The organism is Staphylococcus caeli, assembly GCF_051413795.1.
Lineage (GTDB): Bacteria > Bacillota > Bacilli > Staphylococcales > Staphylococcaceae > Staphylococcus > Staphylococcus caeli_A.
The window spans coordinates 77,947-102,146 of the sequence record NZ_JBOIRQ010000001.1 but is presented as its reverse complement, the minus strand read 5'-3'; the positions used below and the strand labels follow the sequence as shown (position 1 = coordinate 102,146).

Genomic DNA, 24,200 nt, shown 5'->3' with positions numbered 1-24,200 from the left:
ATGATTTATTTTAACAAATCAGCACTCAAGATAACGTATTAAAAAAAACAAGCTAAGACAACTTTATATGTCTCAGCTTGTTTGAATATGTTAGAGCATCACTACTTAAAGATTCTTAATAAGCTCATCACCAAAGTCTGATGTAGAAACTTCTTTTGCACCATCCATTAATCTAGCAAAATCATAAGTTACAACTTTAGAAGCAATTGTTTTCTCGATTGAAGCAGTAATTTTGTCTGCTGCTTCTTGCCATCCTAAGTGTTCTAACATTAAAACTGCACTCAAGATTTCTGATGATGGATTAACTTTATTTAATCCAGCATATTTTGGAGCAGTACCGTGTGTTGCTTCGAAAATAGCATGTCCAGTTTCATAGTTAATATTAGCACCAGGTGCAATACCAATACCACCTACTTGTGCTGCTAATGCATCTGAAATGTAGTCACCATTTAGATTCATTGTCGCTACAACATCATGATCTGCAGGACGCGTTAAAATTTGTTGTAAGAAGATATCTGCAATAGAATCTTTCACGATAATTTTTCCATCTTTTTCAGCTTGTTCTTGTGCAGCATTTGCTTGATCTTTACCTTCTTTTTCAACAATTTCATCATATTGCTGCCAAGTGAATACTTTATCTCCAAATTCGTTATGTGCTAAATCGTAACCCCATTGTTTAAATGCACCTTCAGTAAATTTCATAATATTACCTTTATGCACTAATGTTAATGATTTACGATTGTTATCAATTGCATATTGAATCGCTGCGCGTACTAAACGTTCAGTTCCTTCTTTTGAAACAGGTTTCACGCCGATACCAGATGTTTCTGGGAATCTAATATTTTTAGCACCCATTTCATCTTGTAAGAAATCAATTAATTTTTTAGCTTCAGGTGTACCCTCTTTAAATTCAATACCAGCATAAATATCTTCTGTATTTTCACGGAAAATAACCATATCTGTATCTTCAGGGCGTTTTACTGGTGATGGAACACCTTGGAACCAACGTACTGGACGCAAACAAGTGAATAGGTCTAATTCTTGACGTAAAGCCACGTTTAATGAACGGATACCGCCACCGATTGGTGTAGTTAAAGGTCCTTTAATTGCGATTAAATACTCTTCAATAGTATCCAAAGTTTCTTTTGGTAACCATTCGCCAGTTTCATCGTAAGCTTTTTGACCAGCTAATACTTCTTTCCATTCAATTTTCTTTTCACCATTATATGCTTTTTCTACTGCAGCATCGATAACTCTACTCGCTGCTTTCCAGATATCTGGTCCAATACCATCCCCAATAATAAATGGAATAATTGGATTATTTGGTACTGTTAAACCTTCATTTGTTTTTACTACTTTTTCGCCTGCCATGTAAAAAACCTCCGTGTTTTTATTTCATATTTACAATACGATTGTTGCCGATATAGACTACTTTAACTTATCTTTTTTCTATTGGTTCGTATGTTCTATCTGTTTCACCGATGTATTGAGCTCTTGGACGCATAATTCTATTATCTCTATATTGCTCTAAGATGTGTGCAATCCAACCAGAAGTTCTACTTACAGCGAAGATAGGTGTGAATAGGTCATGTTCAATATTCATGCTGTGATAAACGGTCGCACTAAAGAAGTCGACATTAGCAATAAGTCCTTTTTCTGCTTTCATTTTATCAGCAATTTTAACTGAAATATCAAACAATTGACTTTGTCCCGTTTCAGCTGTGATTTTTCTACTCATTTCTTTTAGATATTTCGCACGCGGATCACCATCTTTGTATACGCGGTGTCCGAATCCCATGATTTTTTCTTTGTTTTTAATTTTATTATCAATGTATGAATCAACTTCATGAATAGATTTCACTTCTGATAACATACTCATAACACGTTCGTTAGCACCGCCATGTAATGGCCCTTTAAGTGAGCCAACAGCTGCAACAATACCTGAATACATATCTGATAATGATGAAACTGCACATCTTGCTGTAAATGTAGATGCATTTAATTCATGGTCTGCATGCAATACAAGGGCTTTGTTAAATGCTTCAACTTCTATATCACTTGGTAATTCACCACGTAACATATACAAGAAATTACCTGCATAATTTAAGTCTTTATTAGGTTTTACTGCTTCTTTGCCTTCCCTAACACGCGCATATGAAGTAACAAGCGAAGCAATCTTAGCTTGAATTCTGATTGCACGTTCTAATGTTTGACTTTCATCTTCATCTTCTGCATGTTCATCAAAATGTGCAATATAAGATACAGAAGTTCTTAATGCTGTCATTGGATGTACATTACCCGTCGCATATTCTTTAAAATGATTATAGACTCTTGGGTTCAAAGTCATATATTCGAATAATTTTTGTTTAAGTTCTTTTAATTCTGATTCGTTAGGTAATCGATAATGCCATAATAAGAAGATAACTTCTTCAAATTCAGCATTTTGTGCTAAGTCATCAATATCGTAACCAGCATAAGTTAATTGGCTGTCGATGATGGAACTTACTTTCGTTTCAGCTGCAATTACCCCTTCTAAACCTTTTTGTAACTCTGCCATATATAAATTCCCCTTTTCTATTTCATTATGAAATGGCTTTCATAGACCATTATATCCAACTTTGACGCTTTTGTGAATATTTTGGTTTCACTTTCCTTACCAGTTCAATAAGAAATATTTATTTGTTTATATGCCCTTAAACACGCATTTACCTATTACGTTGTTATACATTCATTTTAATATGTAAGTTCCCTTTCTTCAATTTTTTATAGCTTTTCAATTGGTTATCAAGATTAATAACAAATTATTAATGTATTATTCTACCGGTGTTAAAGAAACGTACTTTAAGAAAATAGTTGTTTTATTTTATATTGCATAGCATAATAATAAATAACTAAATAAAGGAGTAATATTATATGGCTAATCAACAGTTACAAAGAGAACTAAGTAATCGACACATTCAGCTAATTGCAATCGGGGGAGCAATTGGTACTGGATTATTCTTAGGTGCTGGTCAAACCATAGCTTTAACTGGCCCATCTATTTTACTTACATATATTATCATCGGATTCATGCTATTTATGTTTATGCGTGGTTTGGGAGAAATTTTAGTTACAAATACTAACTTCAAATCATTCGCTGACGTGACCAATCACTATATTGGTCCCTTTGCCGGATTTGTTACCGGTTGGACATATTGGTTATGTTGGATTATTACTGGAATGGCTGAAGTTACAGCTGTTGCAAAATATGTAAGTTTTTGGTTCCCAGAAATTCCCAATTGGTTAAGCGCATTGTTTTGTGTACTAGTATTAATGACACTTAATTTATTAAGCGCGAAACTATTTGGAGAACTAGAATTTTGGTTTTCACTTATTAAAATTATAACAATCATCGCTTTAATCATTGTAGGTGTTGTTATGATCGCAATGGCTTATAATACACAATTTGGCCAAGCATCACTAACAAATCTTTATAATGATGGTATTTTCCCTAAAGGTATGAGCGGTTTCGTCATGTCGTTCCAAATGGCGCTATTCTCATTTGTCGGTATAGAATTAATAGGTGTAACGGCTGGGGAAACTAAAGATCCTACTAAGACATTGCCGAAAGCGATTAACAGTGTACCTATTCGTATCTTAGTATTTTACGTTGGTGCTTTAGCAGTTATTATGTCAATCATTCCATGGAATCAAATAAACCCAGAAGAAAGTCCATTTGTAAGATTATTTGCACTTATCGGTATCCCATTTGCTGCTGGAATTATTAATTTCGTTGTATTAACAGCTGCAGCTTCATCATGTAATAGTGGTATCTTTTCAAATAGTCGTATGTTATTTGGATTATCATCGAAAAAGCAAGCACCACCATTTTTCAATAAAACGAATAAAAATGGTGTACCACACATCGCAATCTTTGTTTCATGTGGTTTGCTTATGATTGCAGCATTATTAAACTATATCATTCCAAATGCAACACTAGTATTCACATATATCACAACAGTATCAACTGTACTCTTCTTAGTAGTATGGGCATTAATTATCGTCGCATATATTAATTATCATCGTAGAAATCCTGAAAATCATAAAAATGCATCATTTAAATTACCTGGTGGAAAAATCATGGGCTATGTTATCTTAGTGTTCTTCGTACTTATATTTTGTTTATTATTTGTAAATACAGATACTAGAATTGCAGTATTTTTAACACCTATTTGGTTTATTATCTTAGCGCTAATGTATCTACGCTATAAACAAATGTCAAAAACTCAAAACTAGATTTGAATTTACTATTAAAGAATCAATATATAAGTGGTATAAGCGTCTATTATGATGCTTATACCACTATTTTTCTTTTCTATATTTCTATAAATGAAAAAGCACTCATCTATCACATTGATAAGATGAGTGCTTTTATTTAATATATTCATTTAATGATAACTACTTCAATTCAAAAACTATAGTACGTTAGCATAACCTTCGAAGATTTTACCTTGGTTTGAATCAACAGTTACTAATACATCATTTTGAATGTTTTTCGTAGCATTTTCAACGCCAACAACTGTTGGAATGCCTTTTTCAAGTCCAATAATTGCACTTGGTGAAGTAATGCCGCTTTCTTCAGTAATTAGACCTACTGCTTTTTCAATATAAGGTACAAGTGATTCATCTACTGAAGTAGTTACGATGATTGAATCAGATAAGTCTTTACCTTCTAATTCACTTGCGTTATTGACAACTAGTGTGTGCCCAACAACTGAGCTTCTACCAATACCTTGTCCTTTCGCAAGCTCATCACCAACTAAATGTAGTTTCATCATATTTGTAGTACCTTTTTCACCAGTAGGTACACCTGCAGTGATAATTATTAAATCACCATTTTGTACTCTTTCCGTTTCAACAGCTGTTGCAACTGCATTATTAAGCAATGCATCTGTTGTTTTACGTCCTTCTTTAACTACAGGATAAATACCCCATACTAACGCACATTGACGTGCTGTTTCTGCACTAGGCGTCACTGCAATGATATCTGACTTAGGACGGTATTTAGAGATTGTACGTGCCGTTGAACCACTTTCAGTTGCTGCAACGATAGCTTTGACATTTAAGTTTAGCGCAGTATGAGCTACTGATACACCAATAGCATTAACTAATGACGTTTCAACTAATTTCGTACGATCTGATAAAAGCTTTTTGTAATCTTGCGCTGCTTCTGCAGAAACTGCGATATTACGCATTGTTTTTACTGCTTCTTCTGGATATTGTCCAGCAGCTGTTTCGCCTGAAAGCATTACTGCATCTGTACCATCATAAATCGCATTTGCAACATCACTTGCTTCTGCACGAGTCGCACGAGGGTTACGTTGCATAGAATCTAGCATTTGAGTTGCTGTAATAACAGGTTTGCCTAATTTATTACATTGTCTGATTAAATCTTTTTGAACCATTGGTACAGATTCAGGTGGAATTTCAACACCCATATCACCACGAGCAACCATTAAACCATCTGAAACTTCAAGAATTTCTTTGATATTATCAATACCTTCTTGGTTTTCAATTTTTGGAATAATGCTGATATTTGTATTCTTTTTAGCTTCTAACAATTTACGAATGTCTAACACGTCACTTGGACGACGTACAAAGCTTGCTGCGATAAAGTCTACACCTTCGCTAATACCAAAGTTAATATCTTCAGCATCCTTATCTGTAATACCTGGTAAACTTACTTTAACACCTGGTAAGTTAACACCTTTTTTATTTTTTAATTCACCTGTATTTAATACATCGCAAAGTACTTCGCCTTTTGCTTTATCAATTGATTTAACCTGTAACTCAATTAAACCATCGTCTAATAAAATATATGAACCTTCATCTACATCATTAATAAGGTTGTCATACGTTACTGAGAATTTATCTGGAGTACCTTCAACTTCAGACATGCTAACGATTACTTCTGTACCTTTTTCAAGTACAATTAAACCGTCTTTCATATTGTGCGTACGGATTTCTGGTCCTTTTGTATCAAGTAAGATCGCAACTGTTTTTCCTAATTTCTTAGAAACTTTACGAATTGTGTCGATTCTTGCTTTATGTTCTGCGTGATCACCATGTGAAAAATTTAAGCGGGCAACATTCATTCCAGCTTTAATTAATTTTTCAAGCATTTCTTCAGATTCAGACGCAGGTCCAATCGTACAAACAATTTTTGTTTTTCTCATTATAATTTCCTCCCAGTATTTTATATAGATAGTTCTTTAGTTAATTCATATGTTTCGAAATCAAATTCATGCTCTTGTGATTTGAAAATTTCTTCGAATGGTGTATCAGTAAGTTCATTATTGCGAATACCTACACCAATCGCACTCTTACCTGCTAAAAGCAAGTCAACTGCGTGGCCGCCTAACCTTGAAGCTAGTACTCTGTCAGCACCACTTGGACTACCTCCACGTTGAATATGCCCTAACACAGAGATACGTGCATCGACATTAATGTATTTCGTTAATTCTGCTGCACAAGCCTCACCAGACATACAACCTTCAGCAACCATAACGATTGAGTGCTTTTTACCACGCTTGATACCATTATCAATCTTTTCAGCGATATCTTTGATGTCTGTTTTAACTTCAGGAACAATAATTGTTTCAGCACCTACAGATAATCCTGCCCAAAGTGCTAAATCACCACAATCACGTCCCATTACTTCAATGATAAATGTTCTAGCATGGCTAGAAGCAGTATCTCGAATTTTGTCGACACAGTCAATGATAGTATTTAATGCTGTATCAAATCCAATTGTGAAATCTGAACCATTAATATCATTATCAATCGTTCCAGGTACACCAATTGTTAGTATTTCATCACATTCTTCACTTATGCGTTGGGCGCCTCGGTAACTTCCATCTCCACCAATAACGACAAGCCCTTCAATGCCTCTTTTACGTAAATTTTCAATACCCTTTTTACGCACAGAAGCATCTTTGAATTCAGGACATCTTGCAGAATATAAAAATGTACCTCCACGTTGAATTGTGTCTCCCACTGATCCAAGCTCAAGTTTCTCAATATCATCGTTTAATAAACCTTGATAGCCTTGATAAACACCATAAACTTCAATATTATTGTAAATCGCTTTTCTAACTACAGCTCTTACTGCTGCATTCATGCCTGGAGAATCTCCACCACTTGTCAACACTGCAATTTTTTTCATGACGACATACCTTTCTAACTTGTATTCTTATTCTAAAAATACCATAAAATTTAAGCTGTTGCCATTAAAATAAGGCTTAGCAACAAATGTAAACGTTTTACAGACAACTATTCAATAATTTTACAATTAGTAAGCGTTTCCTTATAAAATATCTAATACCTCAATTTATACTTTAATACTATTACCTTAAAACAAAAATCATTAAACAAGCTAGTATATGAATTTAATATTTGGTTACATAAAAAAGAAGCCTCAAATTAATGAAACTTCTTAGTAATTTATAACATTATTCTTTATAAGAACCAATTGTTCTGAATTTTTGATAGCGATCTTCTACGAGTTGCTCGTCACTTAGTTGCTGAAGTTCTGCTAAATGCTTCTCAAATGTTTGCTTAATGTTCTGTGCTTGTATTTCTACATCGTGATGTGCACCACCAAGTGGTTCTTTTACCACTTCATCAGCAATGTTTAATTCATGTAGGTCATCTGCAGTAATCTTCATTGTTTCAGCAGCAATCTTAGCTAAGTTACTATCTTTCCACAATAGCGCAGACGCACCCTCTGGTGAAATTACCGAATATGTACTATTTTCAAGCATCAATATTCTATTGGTAATGCCTAAACCAAGTGCACCACCACTTCCACCTTCTCCGATAACAATGGAAATAACCGGTACAGTTAGTGAAGCCATTTCGACTAAGTTTCTCGCGATTGACTCACTTTGACCACGTTCTTCAGCCGCTTTACCAGGATATGCACCTTTTGTATCGATAAAAGTAAATATCGGGCGGTTGAATTTTTCTGCTTGTTTCATCAATCTTAATGCTTTTCTATAACCTTCAGGATGTGCCATACCAAAATTGCGGTAAATATTATCTTTCGTATCTTTACCTCTTTGTTGACCAACAACAGTTACAGCTTGTCCATTAAGATAACCAATACCACCAATCATAGCAGGGTCATCTCTATAATTACGGTCACCATGTAATTCGATAAAAGAATCAAAGATATGTGGGATGTAATCTAAAGACGTTGGACGTTCTTGTAAACGTGCCAATTGCACTCGATCCCATGGCTTTAAATTAGTATAAACTTTTTCAGTTTCACGTGCCAATGATGCCTCAAGCATTTCTATTTCTTCTTGAAGGTCAACATCATTTTTCTCTTGGGATTCTTTTAGAGATTCAATTTTATTTTTTATTTCAAATAGTGGCTTTTCAAAATCAAGCATTTGTTTTCACCTCTTGGTGCATTTTTAGAATATCAGATAGAGTCGCACGCATATCTTTTCTATGAACTACTTTATCTAACTGACCGTGTTCCAATAAGAATTCTGCCGTTTGGAAATCTTCTGGTAACTTCTCATTGATTGTTTGCTCAATGACACGTCTACCCGCAAACCCAATCAAAGCTTTAGGTTCACTAATATTGATATCACCTACTGAAGCAAAACTTGCTGATACACCGCCAGTTGTAGGATTAGTCAAATAAGAAATATATAACAGTCCTGCATCCGCATGTCTTTTCAATGACACACTTGTTTTACCCATTTGCATAAGTGAAATGATACCCTCTTGCATTCTGGCACCACCACTTGCTGAAAACAGGATAAATGGCATACGGTTTTCCGTACAATGCTCAATAATTCGGCAAATTTTCTCGCCTAATACAGAACCCATACTTCCCATTCTGAAGCGCGCATCCATAACTGCTATTCCATAAGGCATACCATCAAGTTTAGCAGTACCAGTTACTACTGCTTCATTTAAACCAGTTTTTTGTTGATCTTTTTGAATTTTTTCCTCATAACTTGGAAAATCCAATGGATTCGCAGAGGTCATGCCTTTATCAAATTCTGTGAATGTCCCTTCATCTGAAATAGCTTCAATACGCTTATGTGCCGTTAATGCGATATGGTGATCACAATTGAAACACACATTTAAATTTTCAGCTAATTCTTTTGTGTACATAATTTTTTTACATTTTGGACATTTCGTCATAATGCCCGCTGGCACATCACTTTGTTTTGAATCAGATACCGTTACATACTTTTTCTTTTTACTACTTCTATTGAAAAAATCTTTAAACATTGGTAAACCTCCACTTAACCATCGCTATCAAGTTCAATACTAAAATATAGTTATCAAAATGAGCGTTAATGAATATTATTTATCTAAATCTGTTAATTTCATTGTTTTGTTATATATGTCTTCTGGGTCAACGTCGATACGTGCAACGCCTGATTCCATTGCTGCTTTTGCAACTTCTCTCGCTACAGATGGTGCAACACGTTTATCAAATGGACCAGGGATACAATAATCTGGATTTAATTCTTCTGGTTTGATTAAATCTGCAATTGCTTCAACAGCTGCCTGCTTCATTTCTTCATTGATATGAGTTGCTTCTACATCTAACGCGCCTCTAAAAATACCAGGGAATGCCAATACATTATTTATTTGGTTAGGATAGTCTGAACGTCCAGTCCCAATTACTTTTGCACCTGCTGCTTTAGCATCATCGGGTTTAATCTCTGGGTTCGGATTTGCCATTGCAAATATAATTGGATCATCTGCCATTGTTTCAACCATCTCTTTTGATAATAAATCTGCTACAGAAACACCTATGAATACATCCGCATCCTTAATAACATCTTCTAAACTACCATCAATTTTTTCTCTATTCGTCCATTTCGCAACGTATGATTTTGTATCATTCATACCAAATGCTCGACCTTCATAAATCGCACCTTTAGAATCACACATAATCATATTTCGAACACCATAAGAATAAAGTAGTTTAACAATCGCAATACCTGCTGCTCCAGCACCATTTAATACTACTTTAATATCTGATAAATCTTTATCTACAATTCTTAACGCATTAATCATCCCTGCAACCGTTACAATAGCAGTACCATGTTGATCGTCATGAAATACAGGAATTTTCGTTTCCTTCTTCAGTCTTTCTTCAATTTCAAAGCAACGAGGCGCTGAAATATCTTCTAAGTTAATGCCACCATAATTGGGTTCTAATAGCTTTACTGTATTGATAATTTCTTCAGTGTCCGTTGTTTTCAATGCAATTGGAACACCATCTATTCCAGAAAAACTCTTGAAAAGTACTGCTTTACCTTCCATTACAGGGATACTCGCCTCAGCACCAATATTCCCTAAACCTAATACTGCTGTTCCATCTGTAACAACCGCAACAGTATTACCTTTCATTGTGTATTCAAAGACTTTACGAGGGTCTTCATGGATTTCTTTACATGGCTCTGCAACACCAGGTGAATAAGCTAAGCTAAGTTCTTCTTTATTGGTAACTTTTACCTTAGGTGCAACTTCTAATTTTCCTTGATTTCTTCTGTGCATTTCTAGTGCGTCGTCTCTCAAAGTCACTTCAATCTACCCCTAACATTAAATTAATTTAAAATAGCATTTCATATACATTTTTATTACAATATAACCTAAATTACAAATGATATCGATAACATTATGGATAAAATGCTTTCACATGTTAATAGTTGTAATAAAAACATATAGACTTTCTTGCTATTATATTTATTTTATATTCAATTTTACAAAAATTAAAACTGATGGCAAGTTTATGCTTTACCATCAGTTAACTATATCATAGTTTATAAGTTGATTAAAGTTAAATTATTCTGATATCCCATGGCGAAAATAACTGAGTGAGCTCGCTCAAGACGCGGTTTTCTCTCGTTACATATCCAATTGTTTTGGTATTTCTATTGTTTTCATTGAAATATTGAACTGGTATTTGATGTTCATTATTAGACTGCGATAAATATGGCTGCAATTCTAACTCGTTATCTAAATGTCTAATTACTATTTGTTTCGCTTGCTCAAACTTACTTTTTTCAAATTCATCAATAGTTTCTATCTGATTTAATATAAGTTGTTGTTTGTTATTGCGTTGTTCAAACTTACCTTTAACAATGAGCATCTGGTCTTCATTTAGCATTGTTTCAAAACGCTTGAATGCATCGGGAAACACAACACCATCCAAGTTATTCAATCCATCATTTAATGTTACAAACGCCATATGTTGTCCATTCTTAGTTCGTATTTTCTTAATATTATCAATTTGTATAAAAATCGGGTGATTATCTCTAGCATTAGTTAATTTATAAATACCTAAATATTGCTTTTGTTCAAAAACTTTTTCTACTGGATGTGTAGAGACATAGAATCCTAAATATTCTTTTTCATAATCACTTAATATTTTATCTGGAAGCTCCTCTTTTTCTTCATAAGTAGCTTTAGGTGTTAACATATCAAAAATAAAATCATCTTGCTCAATATCTGATACTCCGTCAAGCACTTGATCTATAGATTGTAGCAAGGTCGCTCTATTTTTTCCAAAATCATCAAATGCCCCCACTAATATGAGAGCTTCTAATAATTTGCGTGTTTTAATTCTTTTTGGAATACGACGTGTAAAATCAAAAAAGTCTTTATAAAGGCCATTTGCTTTTCTTTCGTCAACGATTAATTTAACACTTTGATAACCTACACCTTTTATTGCCCCAATAGATAAATAGATACCCTTATCTGTTGCCTTATAAAACCAATGACTATAATTAATATTAGGTGCTAAAATAGTTAGTTTTTGATGTTTCGCTTCATCGATCATTAGCGCAGTTTTCTTATCACTACCAATTGCATTACTCAAAATATTTGCATAAAAATAGTTAGGATAGTGAACTTTTAAATATCCCATGATATAAGCAATTTTAGAATAACTTACAGCATGCGCACGTGCGAATCCATAATCGGCGAATTTTAAAATCAAGTCGAAAATTTGTTTACTTAAATCTTCATCATAACCATTGTCAGTTGCCCCTTTTACAAAATGTTGACGTTCGCTCTCCAATACCGCACGATTCTTTTTACTCATGGCACGCCTTAAAATATCCGCTTCTCCATAATCAAAGCCCGCAAATTTACTAGCAATTTGCATGATTTGTTCTTGATAGATGATAACGCCATAAGTACGTTTTAGGATGGGTTCCAAATCAGAATGCAAATACTGAACTTTATCAGGATTATGCCGCCTAGATATATAAGTTGGAATTTCTTCCATTGGTCCCGGTCTATAGAGTGATGTCACAGCCACAATATCTTCAAAATGTTTAGGCTGTAATTTCTTCAACACATTTCTTATACCTTCAGATTCTAATTGGAATATCCCTGTTGTGTCGCCCTGAGATAGCAAATCAAACACTTCTTTATCATCAAATGGGATTTGTTCTATATTAATCGTTTTATTTAAATCATATTTTACTTGTTTTATGATTTGGTGAATAATTGATAGATTTCGGAGCCCTAAGAAATCAATTTTTAACAAACCAATTCTTTCTGCTTCCGTCATCGTCCATTGAGTTAATAAACCTGTATCTCCAAGTGTTAAGGGTGCATATTCATATAAAGGATGATCATTAATTATAATACCAGCAGCATGGGTTGATGTATGCCTAGGAAGGCCTTCTAACTTTTTACAAATTTCAAACCAACGTTCATGTCTGTGGTTACGATGTACAAATTGTTTAAAGTCCTCTTGTTCATATGCTTCATCTAAGGTAATACCAAGTTTATGTGGGATTAATTTCGAAATTTCATTTAATGTTATATCGTCAAACCCCATGATTCTACCGACATCTCTTGCTACGGCACGTGCTAATAAATGTCCAAATGTTACTATACCCGCTACATGATTATCACCATATTTTTCTTGCACATATTGAATGACTTTTTCACGATGCGTATCTTCGAAGTCAATATCGATATCCGGCATAGTTACACGCTCTGGATTTAAAAAACGTTCAAACAGTAAATTATATTGAATAGGATCGATTGTCGTAATATTTAATAAATAACTAACGAGTGACCCAGCAGCTGAGCCACGCCCAGGACCTACCAGTACATCATGTGTCTTTGCGTAGTTGATCAAATCACTTACTATTAAAAAGTAATCTTCAAACCCCATATTTGTGATGACATTATATTCGTGTACTAAACGTTTGTGATAATGTACATGTTGTTCATTTGAAAGCGCTAATTCAGTTAAATTGCGTTCGAGTAATTGCCATAAATAATCTTTAGAAACCTGACCATCTGGTGTTATGAACTTTGGTAGTAGTGATTGATGATAGCTTATTTCAGCTTGACAACGTTTAGCAATTTGGCTGGTATTATGCCAAACTTCTTCACTCGCTGCAATACTTTGTAAATCTGTTTGAGTATAAAAATGAGCATTATAATCGTAGGGTTCATTAACTAAATCTAGTTTGCTATTATCCTTGATTGCTGCTAATGCCGCAATCGTATCTGCATCTTGTTGATTTAAATAACAAGTACTTTGTGCCCAAACAACTGGCAACCCATATGTATCTTGACTTGTGTGATTTACATAGACATCTTCATACGTTTGAAATGATGAAATAATAGCGTCATGACTTGTTGTGACATTTTTAAAAATTACAACAAAATGCTCAATATATTTTTTTAACCATTCAACCGGGGTTTCTGTTTTATCTTTCATTTTTATTGCAGAAGATAATTTAAACAAATCTTTAAGACCTTGGTTGTCTTGAGCCAACACGATTGTTTCAATTTCATTTAAACCATCAGTTACATATAGAGTCATACCAAAAATAGGATGAATATTTGCTGAGATACATGCATCATAAAACTGCGGAAGCCCATATAACACGTTTGTATCTGTGATAGCTAGTGCTGTATAGCCTTCTTTTGCAGCTTTAGTAACAACATCATTAATTCTTAAACTTGAATTGAGCAAATCATATGTTGTATGTATATTTAAATGCGTAACCATTCGCAAATACCTCCTATCTTTTATAATTTATTGTTAAGTGTTTCAGCTAATATTTCAAAATGCTCCCAATCTTTAACAGAAACGCCTGAAGCATTTGGATGACCACCGCCACCAAAGTCACTTGCGACATCATTAATAACGATGCCTTTAGAACGAATTCGACATCTAATTTCAGTTCCTTCATCCACTGCAAATACCCATATTTTTAATCCTTTAATATCTGCAATTGTATTAACAAATAAAGAGGCTTCGTTTGATGCAATATCAAACTGTTCAAGTACGTCTTTAGTAATTTTCACCTTGCAAAAGCCTTTGTCATTCAAATCAAAATGTTGTAATACATATCCTTGAAACGGTAATAGTTTAGGGTCTTTCTCACCCATTTTATTAAGTTCTTCATTATGATTAAATGGAAATTCTAGTAATTGACTTGCGGCTTGCATCGTATGTGCAGTTGTATTATTAAATAAAAATCGTCCAGTATCACCAACAATACCTAAATAAAGTACACGTGCTACTGAAGCATCTATGATAGATAAGTCATTAAAATGTACAATGAAGTCAAAGATAATTTCACTCGTTGATGACGCATGGTCATTCACATAGTTTATATCCCCATATTGATCCACTGCTGGATGGTGATCAATTTTTACTAATTTATTACCTGATGCATAACGTGCGTCACTAATGCGTGGCGAATTGGCTGTATCACATACAATAACCAATGCATTTTCATATTGCTCATCATTGATATCATCAAATGTCCCTATGAAGTCTAGTGATGGTTCTGCTTCACCAACTGCATATACATTTTTATTCGGGAATTTTAATTTTAAGTATTGTTTTAAGCCTAATTGTGAGCCATACGCATCTGGATCTGGTCTGACATGTCTATGGATAATTATCGTTTCTGTATTTTTAATTTCTTGCATAATTTGATTAAACACTTCAGTCATTTTTTATCTTCCTTTTCAATTATGATATTGGTTCTTTAAATTAATCAATCATCTGACAAATAATCATGGCTTTGGCAACATTTTGACCGTTGCTTGTCATTGTTACTTCTAATTTTGAAAAGTTTCTACCAACATCTAACATATCATATTGAACGTCAATTTCTGATTCGATTTGCACTGTTTTAATATATATAATGTTTAAACTTTCAATCATTACTTCAAGTTTTTTTAACTTTCTCATTTCATAACGTACTGTTTCTTCAATGATTGCAACAAACACTGCTTTACTTAACGTACCAAATTGATTTGTTAATAATGGGGATGTTTGTACCTGAATGCCTTCATTAGTTATCGTAATATGTTTAGCAATTTGATCATTAATCGTTTCACCAACTTGTGGTTGTCTACTCAATAATTGCATCGCTGTTAATACATCTTTTCTAGTGATGACACCTATTAATTTCTTACTGGGTGTCGTTACTGGCAATAATTCAATGCCTTCCCAAATCATCATGTGCGCACAATTCGCAACCGTCGTTGACAATTGTACATTTATTGGTGAACGTGTCATAAATTGTGCTAATGTATCAATTTCGCTCATTTTAATAATTTCTTTACTTGTCACAATACCTACTAATCTCCAATGTTCGTCGATAACCGGAAATCTGGAGTGACCTGTTTCACTTGCTTTATCTTTGTAATCAGTTAGATTCATGTGATCAAATAAAACAGTATCATCTGTCACAGGTTTAACGATATCTTCAACGACTAAGATCTCTTTACGAATCATTTGATTATACATAGCTCTATTAATAATATTTGCAACTAAATATGTGTCATAATTCGATGATAATATCGGTAAATCATGTGCATCGGCATATTTGATAATTTCATCTGATGTATTGAATCCACCTGTAATCAATACGGCGCTACCTCTTTTTAGTGCTGCTAATTGAACATCTTTACGATTCCCAACTATCAGTAACGTATGTGCACTCAAATATTTTACAACATCCTCTATTTCCATGGCGCCTATTGCAAACTTCGATAATGTTTTGATTAAGCCATTACGTCCACCTAAAACTTGTCCATCTATGATTTTAACGATTTCTGCAAAGGTTAGTTGCTCAATTTGTTCACGAGATTTCTTTTCAATACGTACCGTTCCTACTCGATCAATCGTTGCGACCAATCCAATTTGACCAGCGTCTTTTATCGCTCTATAGGCTGTACCCTCTGATACACTTAAATCTTTCGCTATTTTCCTGACAGATATCTTTTGACCTATTGCAAGAGATTCTATATAAGATAAAATTTGTTCATGCTTTGTCATTACAATAACCTCATTTATTTTTGACAGTTTCTATAACATTATAACTTTTTATCAGGAAAAATGCGAAGTAACGAAACAAATTATTTAATAGAAACATTTATCACGAGAGTAAATATCAAAAAAATTATATTTTAGTTTCCTTTAACTAAAGTATTAAGTAAAATATAAAAATTTAGTTGGCTTTATTAATAAAATTTTATTAGAATGAAATTAAGGAGGGATGAACAATGTTCAAAAATATTTTACTTGGTGTTGATACAACACTTAAAAATGAAAAAGCACTGGAAGCAGTATCTAAATTAGCTGGTGAAGGTTCAACAGTCACTATTTTGAATGCAATCAGCGAACAAGATGCACAAGCGTCAATCAAATCTGGTGTTCACTTGGATAAACTAGTTCAAAAACGTAGTGAAGGCTTAGCGAGTACACGAGATAGTCTAGATGAATATGGTATTCAGTATGATGAAATCATTGTCCGCGGTAATGCAAAAGAACAATTAGTTAAAGAAGCAAATAGCGGCAAATATGAAATTGTTGTTCTAAGTAACCGAAAAGCTGAAGACAAGAAAAAATTTGTCTTAGGTAGTGTAAGTCATAAAGTTGCTAAAAGAGCACACATCCCAGTATTAATCGTAAAATAATTAAAGACCCGAAATGCTATATTGCATTTCGGGTCTTTATTATAAACTAACAAGAATTACATATTAGAATTGTACTGCTTCACCTGGTTTTAAGATTTGCACATCTCCAACCTCAACAGCTTCTTTAAATTCATTTGGATTTTGTTCTATTAATTCAAATGTATCATAGTGAACTGGAACTGAAATTTTCGGTTTAATAAAGTTATTAATAGCGTAACTTGCATCATCAATACCCATAGTAAAATTGTCGCCAATTGGTATGAAACATACGTCTACTGGGTGACGATCTGCAATTAATTTCATATCGCTGAATAATCCAGTATCACCAGTATGATAAATTGTTTTCCCTTCTATTTCTAAAACAATTCCCATAGGCATACCTAAGTATACTGGAATGCCATTATCATCAGTTAAACTTGAACTATGGAATGCTTGTACATACTTCACGCTTCCAAATTCAAAATTTGCTTTCCCTCCAATATTCATTGGTCTTACATTTTCAACATTGTGGTAAGTCGTTAAATAATCTCCTAATTCTGCAGAACCAATTACTGTCGCATGGTTTCTGTTAGCTAATGCTACTGTATCTCCAAAATGATCTGCATGGCCATGTGTCAAAATAATATAATCCACTTTTAAAGTTGATGCATCTAAATCTGATAATTCATTACCTGTTATAAATGGATCTACAATGACCTTCTTGCCATTCGCTTCAAAATATATTGTTGATTGTCCATGAAATGAAAGTTTCATTTGTTGTATTCCTCCCATAAAACGATTTACTTTACTTATACCACAATTCTTTAATGCTATAACACTTTTCTTCCATACAATTTAAGATTAAGTCCATAATCCAAACTTTATTTGCATGAAATACCTTTTTTATAATATGTAACTTTTGAATTATTTTACAAAGTAACCTAAAATTAGGTTATTGAAGCACTTAGGAGGATGAACGACAATGAAAATAGAACAAATTACAGATGCAATTCAATCACAACAGGCAGACGCTGCTTGGATTACTACACCACTTAACATTTTTTATTTTACTGGTTATTTAAGTGATCCTCATGAACGTTTATTAGCACTTTTAATTAAAGAAAATGGTGAACAAGTATTATTTTGTCCACAATTAGAAGTTGAAGAAGTAAAGGCATCCCCTTTTACAGGAGAAGTTATCGGTTATTTAGATACTGAAAATGCTTTAGCAAAATATCCAATTAATATTGAAAAATTATTAGTAGAAGCCGCTCACTTAACACTTCATCGTCAACGTGAACTTATCGAAGCATTTAATGTACAAACGTTTGGTGATATTGATCAAACAATCAAAGATTTAAGAAATGTAAAAAGTGCAAGTGAAATTGAAAAAATCAAAAAAGCATGTGCCCTTGCAGATAAATGTATTGAACTAGGCGTTGCGTTCTTAAAAGAAGGCGTTACAGAACGTGAAGTAGTGAATCACATAGAATATGAAATTAAAGCATATGGCGTTAATGAAATGAGCTTTGATACGATGGTATTATTTGGAGATCATGCTGCTTCTCCACATGGTACCCCTGGCGAGCGTCAATTACAAAAAGATGAATTTGTATTGTTCGACCTAGGTGTTATTTATGAAAATTATTGTAGTGATATGACAAGAACTGTTAAATTTGGTACGCCAAATGCTAAAGCTCAAGAAATCTATGATGTTGTACTAAAAGCAGAACAAGCTGCAATTGCAGCGATTAAACCAGGCGTGACAATTAAAGAGGTTGATGATATCGCACGTAATATTATTAGCGATGCAGGTTATGGTGATTACTTCCCTCACCGTCTTGGTCACGGTTTAGGTCTCGAAGAACACGAATACCAAGATGTTTCTAGTACCAATACAAATCAATTTGTCGCAGGTATGGTTGTCACAGTCGAACCAGGTATTTACGTTCCAGGTGTAGCTGGTGTCAGAATTGAAGATGATATCTTAGTCACTGAACATGGCAATGAAAGTTTAACAGGTTATGAAAAATGATAAAAGAAGCGGTCGTTGAAACAATTCAACAAGTAGAACAAGCTATACAAAATGGCGCAGATCGCATTGAACTGTGCGACAATCTTACAGTTGGCGGTACAACACCTAGCTATGGCATGGTAGAAATTGCAGCTGAAATTTGTAAAGCACATGAAGTTGAAATCGCGGTAATGATTAGACCTCGTGGCGGTGACTTTGTCTATAATTTATACGATTTTGAGATTATGCAACGTGACATTAAAGCAATGCAATCATTAGATATTGATTATTTTGTATTTGGTTGTTTAACTGAAGATTCCATTTTAAACAAGTGGCAAATGCAAACATTAAAGCAATTAGCAGAACCTACTAACGTGGTATGCCATATGGCATTTGACCAAATTCACAAAGAAGGACAAGTAAAAGCATTACATCAGCTTATAGAATTAGGATTTACTCGCCTACTTACTCATGGTGGCCCAAGTGACACCAATTTATTTGATAATTTAAATCAGTTAGGTAAATTAGTTGTTAATTCTGGTGGACATATCGAAATTATGCCTGGTGGTGGCTTGAATAAAGATAATTTGCAACAATTACTTGATGCTTTTCCATTCCAAGAAGTACATGGTACTAAAATAGTATAGATAAAAAAACTGGTAGTGAACCCTTATGATTACACATCATATAGGATTCCTACCAGTTTTTAATTTATAATGATATTTACTTCAATGCACCCTCAATGTCTGAATATGGTAATTTCAATGCTTCTGAAACACCTTTATTTGTCAATTCACCATTGATAGTGTTTAAACCTAATGCTAAAGCTGGATTATCTTGTAATGCTTTTAAATAACCTTTATTTGCAAGTTGTAGCGCATAAGGTAATGTCGCATTGTTTAGTGCAATGGTTGATGTACGAGGCACTGCACCAGGCATGTTTGCTACTGCATAATGTACAACACCATGTTTTTTGTATGTTGGATCATCGTGAGTTGAGATACGATCAGTCGTTTCAAAAATACCACCTTGGTCGATTGCAATGTCAACGATTACAGCACCGTCTCTCATTTCCTTCACCATATCTTCAGTAACTAGATTTGGCGCTTTAGCACCTGGAATTAATACAGCTCCAATAACTAAGTCACTATCTTTCACACATTGTGCAATGTTTAACGGATTAGACATAATCGTGTGTACACGACCATCGAATAAATCTTCTAATTCTTGTAAACGTTTTGGATTAACATCTAAAATTGTAACGTCTGCACCTAAGCCAAGTGCAATTTTCGCAGCATTTGTACCTGCTTGACCGCCACCGATAATAGACACACGTCCTTTTGAAACGCCCGGTACGCCACCAAGAAGAATACCCATACCGCCTTTATATTTCTGTAAGAATTCTGCACCGATTTGTGAAGACATACGTCCAGCAACTTCACTCATTGGAGTTAATAATGGTAACGAACGGTCAGGTAGTTGTACTGTCTCATACGCAATACCTACAACTTTATTATCTAATAATGCTTGTGTTAATTTAGCTTCATTTGCTAAATGTAAATAAGTAAATAGGATTAAACCTTCTTTGAAATATTGGAACTCTTCTTCTAATGGTTCTTTAACTTTCATAACCATATCAACATTCCACACATCAGCTTGCTCATTCACAATGCGTGCGCCAGCCTCAGTGTAATCTACATCTTCAAAATAAGAACCTAAACCAGCAGTCGTTTCAACAACAACTGTATGCCCTTGCTCTACTAACGCATGAACACCACTTGGTGATAAACTCACTCTATTTTCATTATTCTTTATCTCTTTTGGAATACCTATAATCATTTACATCCACCTCCAAAACTATAGTAACGTGTATTTTATGAAAGCGCAATCAAAGTTTCGGGTAGTTTTACAACATCTTAATTATGTTAATATTCTGTAAACGGTGGTATAATATAAGTAAGAAAAATAAGGAGGTAATTACGATGCTAACTTATAAAAATATTTTAATAGCCGTCGATGGATCACATGAAGCTGAATGGGCTTTCAACAAAGCAGTGGATGTGGCAAAACGTAATGATGCAAAACTCACAGTGGTAAATGTAATCGATTCCAGAACATATTCTTCTTATGAAGTGTATGATGCACAATTCACTGAGAAATCTAAAAATTTCTCTGAAGATTTATTAAAAGGATACAAAGAAGTTGCTACTAACGCTGGCGTTACAAATGTTGAAACACGTTTAGAGTTTGGTTCTCCTAAAGCAATTATTCCGAAAAAACTCGCAACAGACGTTAATGCAGATTTAATCATGTGTGGTACTTCAGGCTTAAATGCCGTTGAAAGATTTATCGTTGGATCTGTTTCAGAAGCTATTGTACGTCATTCACCATGTGATGTATTAGTTGTTCGTACTGAAGAACTTCCTGAAGATTTCCAACCACAAGTTGCTACAGACGAATTTAGATCTCAGTATCAAGCTTAATCTCACTTATTTAAAACGTAATTATTTATGAATGTGTGTTATAAATTGGGCATTAAGTTCACTTACCGTGAATTTAATGCCCCTTTTGTTTCACAATTTTTAGTCAAACTGCATCCTTTTACATTTACAATATAGTCATTGAATCTTTAATTTAATTTCATACCTATACGCTATAATGACTTTAATGTATTTTTCAAAGGAGCGCTCTAATTATGAATATTTTTAATAAAAAGCTTACTATTGGTTTATTAGCAATAACTGTACTAAATCCAGTAATTGGTGCACAATCAGCACTAGCAAGCGGTTCTGGTTCGCCATCTGCATCAACTGCACCATCTGAAGAACATTCTGTAAAAGACTTAAAATATATCGATAGTCAGACCATTCCATATAATAAACAATTTAAAAAAACTAAAGTTGGTGGTATTTCTGGTATTACATATAACCCTAACAATAACAAATGGTTATTATTGAGCGATGATCGTTCAGAACAGAATGCATCACGGTTTTATGAAGCACAACTTAATTATAATCAAAAGCAGTTTAAACACGTAAAGTTAAAAAATGTGCATACTTTAAAACAACCAAATGGTGAACCTTACACAGATAAAAAACATTTTAAAAATAATAAAAATGATATTGTAGCAGATCCAGAATCTATTCGTTTCGATCCCCTGTATAATCAAATCTTATACACTAGTGAAGGTGATCGTACTTTAGGCCTTAATCCGTTCATACGCTTTGCCACAACTAATGGAGATTTCATTTCAGATACCCCTATTAATCCAATACACAAAATGGATAAACAGAATAAGCAAGGCTTTAGAAATAACTTAGCATTAGAAGGTAGTACTTTTTCTACAGATGGTCAATCATTATGGACATCAATGGAAGCACCATTACTGCAAGATGGCGCTGAACCAACGCCAAAATCCGGAGGACAATCACGCATTACTCAATATGATAGAGCCGGTAACTTATTAACTGAATTTGCTTACCCATTAGATGACATTCCAAAGACACCTGGTAAAGGTAAACATGCTGAAAATGGCGTTTCAGAAATATTAGCTATCAACAATCATGAATTCTTAGCTTTGGAACGTGCCAGTGTACAAGCTGCTGACGATTCTTTTAAAAATTATGTGCGTATATATAAAATCAATACACAAAATGCCACTGATATTAAAAATTTAAAATCAATCAAAAATAGCAATATAAAGCCTGTCAAAAAACAATTAATTGCAAACTTAAATAGCAAAGATATAGCACATATCGACAATATTGAAGGTATGAGTTTTGGTAAAAAATTACCAAACGGTCATGACAGTCTAGTCATAGCATCAGATGATAACTTTAACAAAGCACAAAAATCACAATTTTTAGCCTTTGAGGTTATTCCAGAATCATAAGCAAATCTTAATATCATAAATTTAAAAGCGAGCTAATCCGTTATCTTTGGATTAACTCGCTTTTTAAAAATATAGCTAGTAAATTTTCAACTTTATAAGTGAAGAAAAATATTATTTAACATCTCCGAATTCAATAACATCACGTGCAATCATTACTTCTTCGTTTGTTGGAATAACAATTACTTTAACTGGAGAATGTGGGTAATTGATGAAGCCTTCTTCACCATGAATGCTTTCATTTTTCTTAGCATCCCAATAAACACCCATGAATTCTAAACCTTCTAATACTTTAGCTCTCACAGCATCAGAATTTTCACCAACACCAGCAGTGAAGACGATAACATCTACGCCATGCATACGTGTTGCATAAGAACCAATATATTTGTGAATACGTGAAGCAAATACATCAAGTGCTAATTGCGCTCTTTCTTTACCTGATTCTGCTTCTTCTTGAATATCACGTAAATCACTTGAAGTACCAGAAATCCCTAATAATCCTGATTCTTTATTCAACGTGTTCAATACTTCCTCAGCATTTTTACCTGTTTTTTCCATGATAAATGGAATTAAGGCTGGGTCAATATTACCAGAACGAGTTCCCATTGTTACACCCGCTAATGGTGTGAAGCCCATTGAAGTATCGACAGATTCTCCACCATCAATCGCTGCAATAGAAGCACCGTTACCTATGTGGCATGAAATAATTCTTAACTCTTCAATTGGTTTACCAAGAATATCAGCCGCACGTTGAGACACATACTTATGACTCGTACCATGGAATCCATACTTACGAATGCCATATTCTTTATAATATTGGTAAGGTAAGCTATAAAGATATGCTTGTTCTGGCATTGTTTGGTGGAATGATGTATCGAATACTGCAACATGTGGTATTTCTGGTAATAATTTACGGAATGCACGAATTCCCATTAAGTTAGCTGGGTTGTGTAATGGTGCTAACTCACTTAATGATTCAATTTGTTGTTCTACTTCATCCGTAATAAATGCTGATTTAGGGAATAATTCTCCACCGTGAACAACACGATGTCCTGTACCATCAATATCATAAATACTGTCGATAATACCATGTTTTTTAAAGCTTTCTAACATAATATTAACGGCTTCTTCATGATCTTGAATATCATTCGTTTCTTTAATTTTTTCCCCATTAACTTCAATAGTGAAAACAGAATCTTTTAATCCAATACGTTCGATAAGTCCCTTTGTTACAATTTTTTCTTCCGGCATTTCAATAAGTTGAAATTTCAAAGATGAACTACCAGCGTTTATAGCCAAAATCAATTTTGACATGAGCATAATGCC

At 33.9% G+C, this 24,200-nt stretch carries 19 protein-coding genes; 6 read left to right on the top strand and 13 right to left on the bottom strand.

Annotated elements, in window-relative coordinates; all coding sequences use genetic code 11:
• Positions 1 to 105: 105 nt before the first annotated feature.
• The gene (icd, locus tag ACSULM_RS00455; RefSeq protein WP_436854091.1) at positions 106 to 1,371 is read right to left on the bottom strand and encodes an NADP-dependent isocitrate dehydrogenase; all 1,266 of its coding nucleotides are present in this window, start codon (positions 1,369 to 1,371) and stop codon (positions 106 to 108) included.
• Between the two features lie 67 nt (positions 1,372 to 1,438).
• On the bottom strand, positions 1,439 to 2,557 hold the full coding sequence (locus tag ACSULM_RS00450; protein WP_436859803.1) for a citrate synthase: 1,119 nt from the start codon (positions 2,555 to 2,557) through the stop codon (positions 1,439 to 1,441).
• A gap of 356 nt (positions 2,558 to 2,913) precedes the next feature.
• Between ACSULM_RS00450 and ACSULM_RS00445 the strand changes: the two genes are divergently transcribed.
• Positions 2,914 to 4,275, top strand: a complete 1,362-nt coding sequence (locus tag ACSULM_RS00445) for an amino acid permease (protein ID WP_436859802.1) — start codon at positions 2,914 to 2,916, stop codon at positions 4,273 to 4,275.
• A 179-nt stretch (positions 4,276 to 4,454) separates the two neighbouring features.
• Here the strand turns inward: ACSULM_RS00445 and pyk are convergent, their stop codons facing one another.
• From pyk to ACSULM_RS00405, 8 genes are all read right to left on the bottom strand, one after another.
• Positions 4,455 to 6,215 (bottom strand): pyruvate kinase, encoded by a 1,761-nt coding sequence (gene pyk / locus ACSULM_RS00440; RefSeq protein WP_436859801.1) that lies wholly within the window; start codon positions 6,213 to 6,215, stop codon positions 4,455 to 4,457.
• Between the two features lie 20 nt (positions 6,216 to 6,235).
• Positions 6,236 to 7,204: a 6-phosphofructokinase gene (gene pfkA / locus ACSULM_RS00435; RefSeq protein ID WP_436859800.1), complete on the bottom strand. Its 969-nt coding sequence runs from the start codon at positions 7,202 to 7,204 to the stop codon at positions 6,236 to 6,238.
• Between the two features lie 286 nt (positions 7,205 to 7,490).
• Positions 7,491 to 8,435 carry an acetyl-CoA carboxylase carboxyltransferase subunit alpha gene (locus tag ACSULM_RS00430; protein ID WP_436854096.1) on the bottom strand — a complete coding sequence of 315 codons (945 nt, stop codon included), beginning with the start codon at positions 8,433 to 8,435 and terminating at the stop codon, positions 7,491 to 7,493.
• Positions 8,428 to 9,294, bottom strand: coding sequence for an acetyl-CoA carboxylase, carboxyltransferase subunit beta (gene accD / locus ACSULM_RS00425; RefSeq protein WP_436859799.1), 867 nt, complete (start codon positions 9,292 to 9,294; stop codon positions 8,428 to 8,430). Before accD ends, ACSULM_RS00430 begins: the two co-directional genes overlap by 8 nt.
• A 75-nt stretch (positions 9,295 to 9,369) precedes the next feature.
• Positions 9,370 to 10,602: an NAD(P)-dependent malic enzyme gene (locus ACSULM_RS00420; protein ID WP_436854098.1), complete on the bottom strand. Its 1,233-nt coding sequence runs from the start codon at positions 10,600 to 10,602 to the stop codon at positions 9,370 to 9,372.
• Positions 10,603 to 10,858: 256 nt separating this feature from the next.
• Entirely contained in the window at positions 10,859 to 14,062 is a 3,204-nt protein-coding gene (locus tag ACSULM_RS00415; RefSeq protein WP_436859798.1) for a DNA polymerase III subunit alpha, read from the bottom strand.
• A gap of 20 nt (positions 14,063 to 14,082) precedes the next feature.
• On the bottom strand, positions 14,083 to 15,018 hold the full coding sequence (locus ACSULM_RS00410; protein ID WP_436859797.1) for a DHH family phosphoesterase: 936 nt from the start codon (positions 15,016 to 15,018) through the stop codon (positions 14,083 to 14,085).
• Positions 15,019 to 15,058: 40 nt separating this feature from the next.
• On the bottom strand, positions 15,059 to 16,351 hold the full coding sequence (locus ACSULM_RS00405; RefSeq protein ID WP_436859796.1) for a DRTGG domain-containing protein: 1,293 nt from the start codon (positions 16,349 to 16,351) through the stop codon (positions 15,059 to 15,061).
• A gap of 227 nt (positions 16,352 to 16,578) precedes the next feature.
• On the opposite strand from ACSULM_RS00405, the gene ACSULM_RS00400 reads away from it, so the two are divergent.
• A complete protein-coding gene (locus ACSULM_RS00400) occupies positions 16,579 to 16,992 on the top strand; it encodes a universal stress protein (protein WP_436859795.1) in 414 nt (137 codons plus the stop codon).
• Between the two features lie 63 nt (positions 16,993 to 17,055).
• On the opposite strand, the gene ACSULM_RS00395 is transcribed toward ACSULM_RS00400, so the two are convergent.
• Entirely contained in the window at positions 17,056 to 17,745 is a 690-nt protein-coding gene (locus ACSULM_RS00395) for a metal-dependent hydrolase (protein ID WP_436859794.1), read from the bottom strand.
• Between the two features lie 208 nt (positions 17,746 to 17,953).
• Between ACSULM_RS00395 and ACSULM_RS00390 the strand changes: the two genes are divergently transcribed.
• The gene (locus ACSULM_RS00390; protein ID WP_436859793.1) at positions 17,954 to 19,006 is read left to right on the top strand and encodes a M24 family metallopeptidase; all 1,053 of its coding nucleotides are present in this window, start codon (positions 17,954 to 17,956) and stop codon (positions 19,004 to 19,006) included.
• A complete protein-coding gene (locus ACSULM_RS00385) occupies positions 19,003 to 19,632 on the top strand; it encodes a copper homeostasis protein CutC (protein ID WP_436859792.1) in 630 nt (209 codons plus the stop codon). Before ACSULM_RS00390 ends, ACSULM_RS00385 begins: the two co-directional genes overlap by 4 nt.
• Before the next feature lie 76 nt (positions 19,633 to 19,708).
• On the opposite strand, the gene ald is transcribed toward ACSULM_RS00385, so the two are convergent.
• A complete protein-coding gene (ald, locus tag ACSULM_RS00380; RefSeq protein ID WP_436854106.1) occupies positions 19,709 to 20,824 on the bottom strand; it encodes an alanine dehydrogenase in 1,116 nt (371 codons plus the stop codon).
• A 143-nt stretch (positions 20,825 to 20,967) separates the two neighbouring features.
• On the opposite strand from ald, the gene ACSULM_RS00375 reads away from it, so the two are divergent.
• Positions 20,968 to 21,468, top strand: a complete 501-nt coding sequence (locus ACSULM_RS00375) for a universal stress protein (protein WP_069995105.1) — start codon at positions 20,968 to 20,970, stop codon at positions 21,466 to 21,468.
• A 212-nt stretch (positions 21,469 to 21,680) separates the two neighbouring features.
• Positions 21,681 to 22,877: an esterase-like activity of phytase family protein gene (locus ACSULM_RS00370; RefSeq protein WP_436859791.1), complete on the top strand. Its 1,197-nt coding sequence runs from the start codon at positions 21,681 to 21,683 to the stop codon at positions 22,875 to 22,877.
• A 111-nt stretch (positions 22,878 to 22,988) separates the two neighbouring features.
• Here ACSULM_RS00370 and ACSULM_RS00365 read toward each other — a convergent pair whose 3' ends face one another.
• A complete protein-coding gene (locus tag ACSULM_RS00365; protein ID WP_436859790.1) occupies positions 22,989 to 24,188 on the bottom strand; it encodes an acetate kinase in 1,200 nt (399 codons plus the stop codon).
• Positions 24,189 to 24,200: the final 12 nt, after the last annotated feature.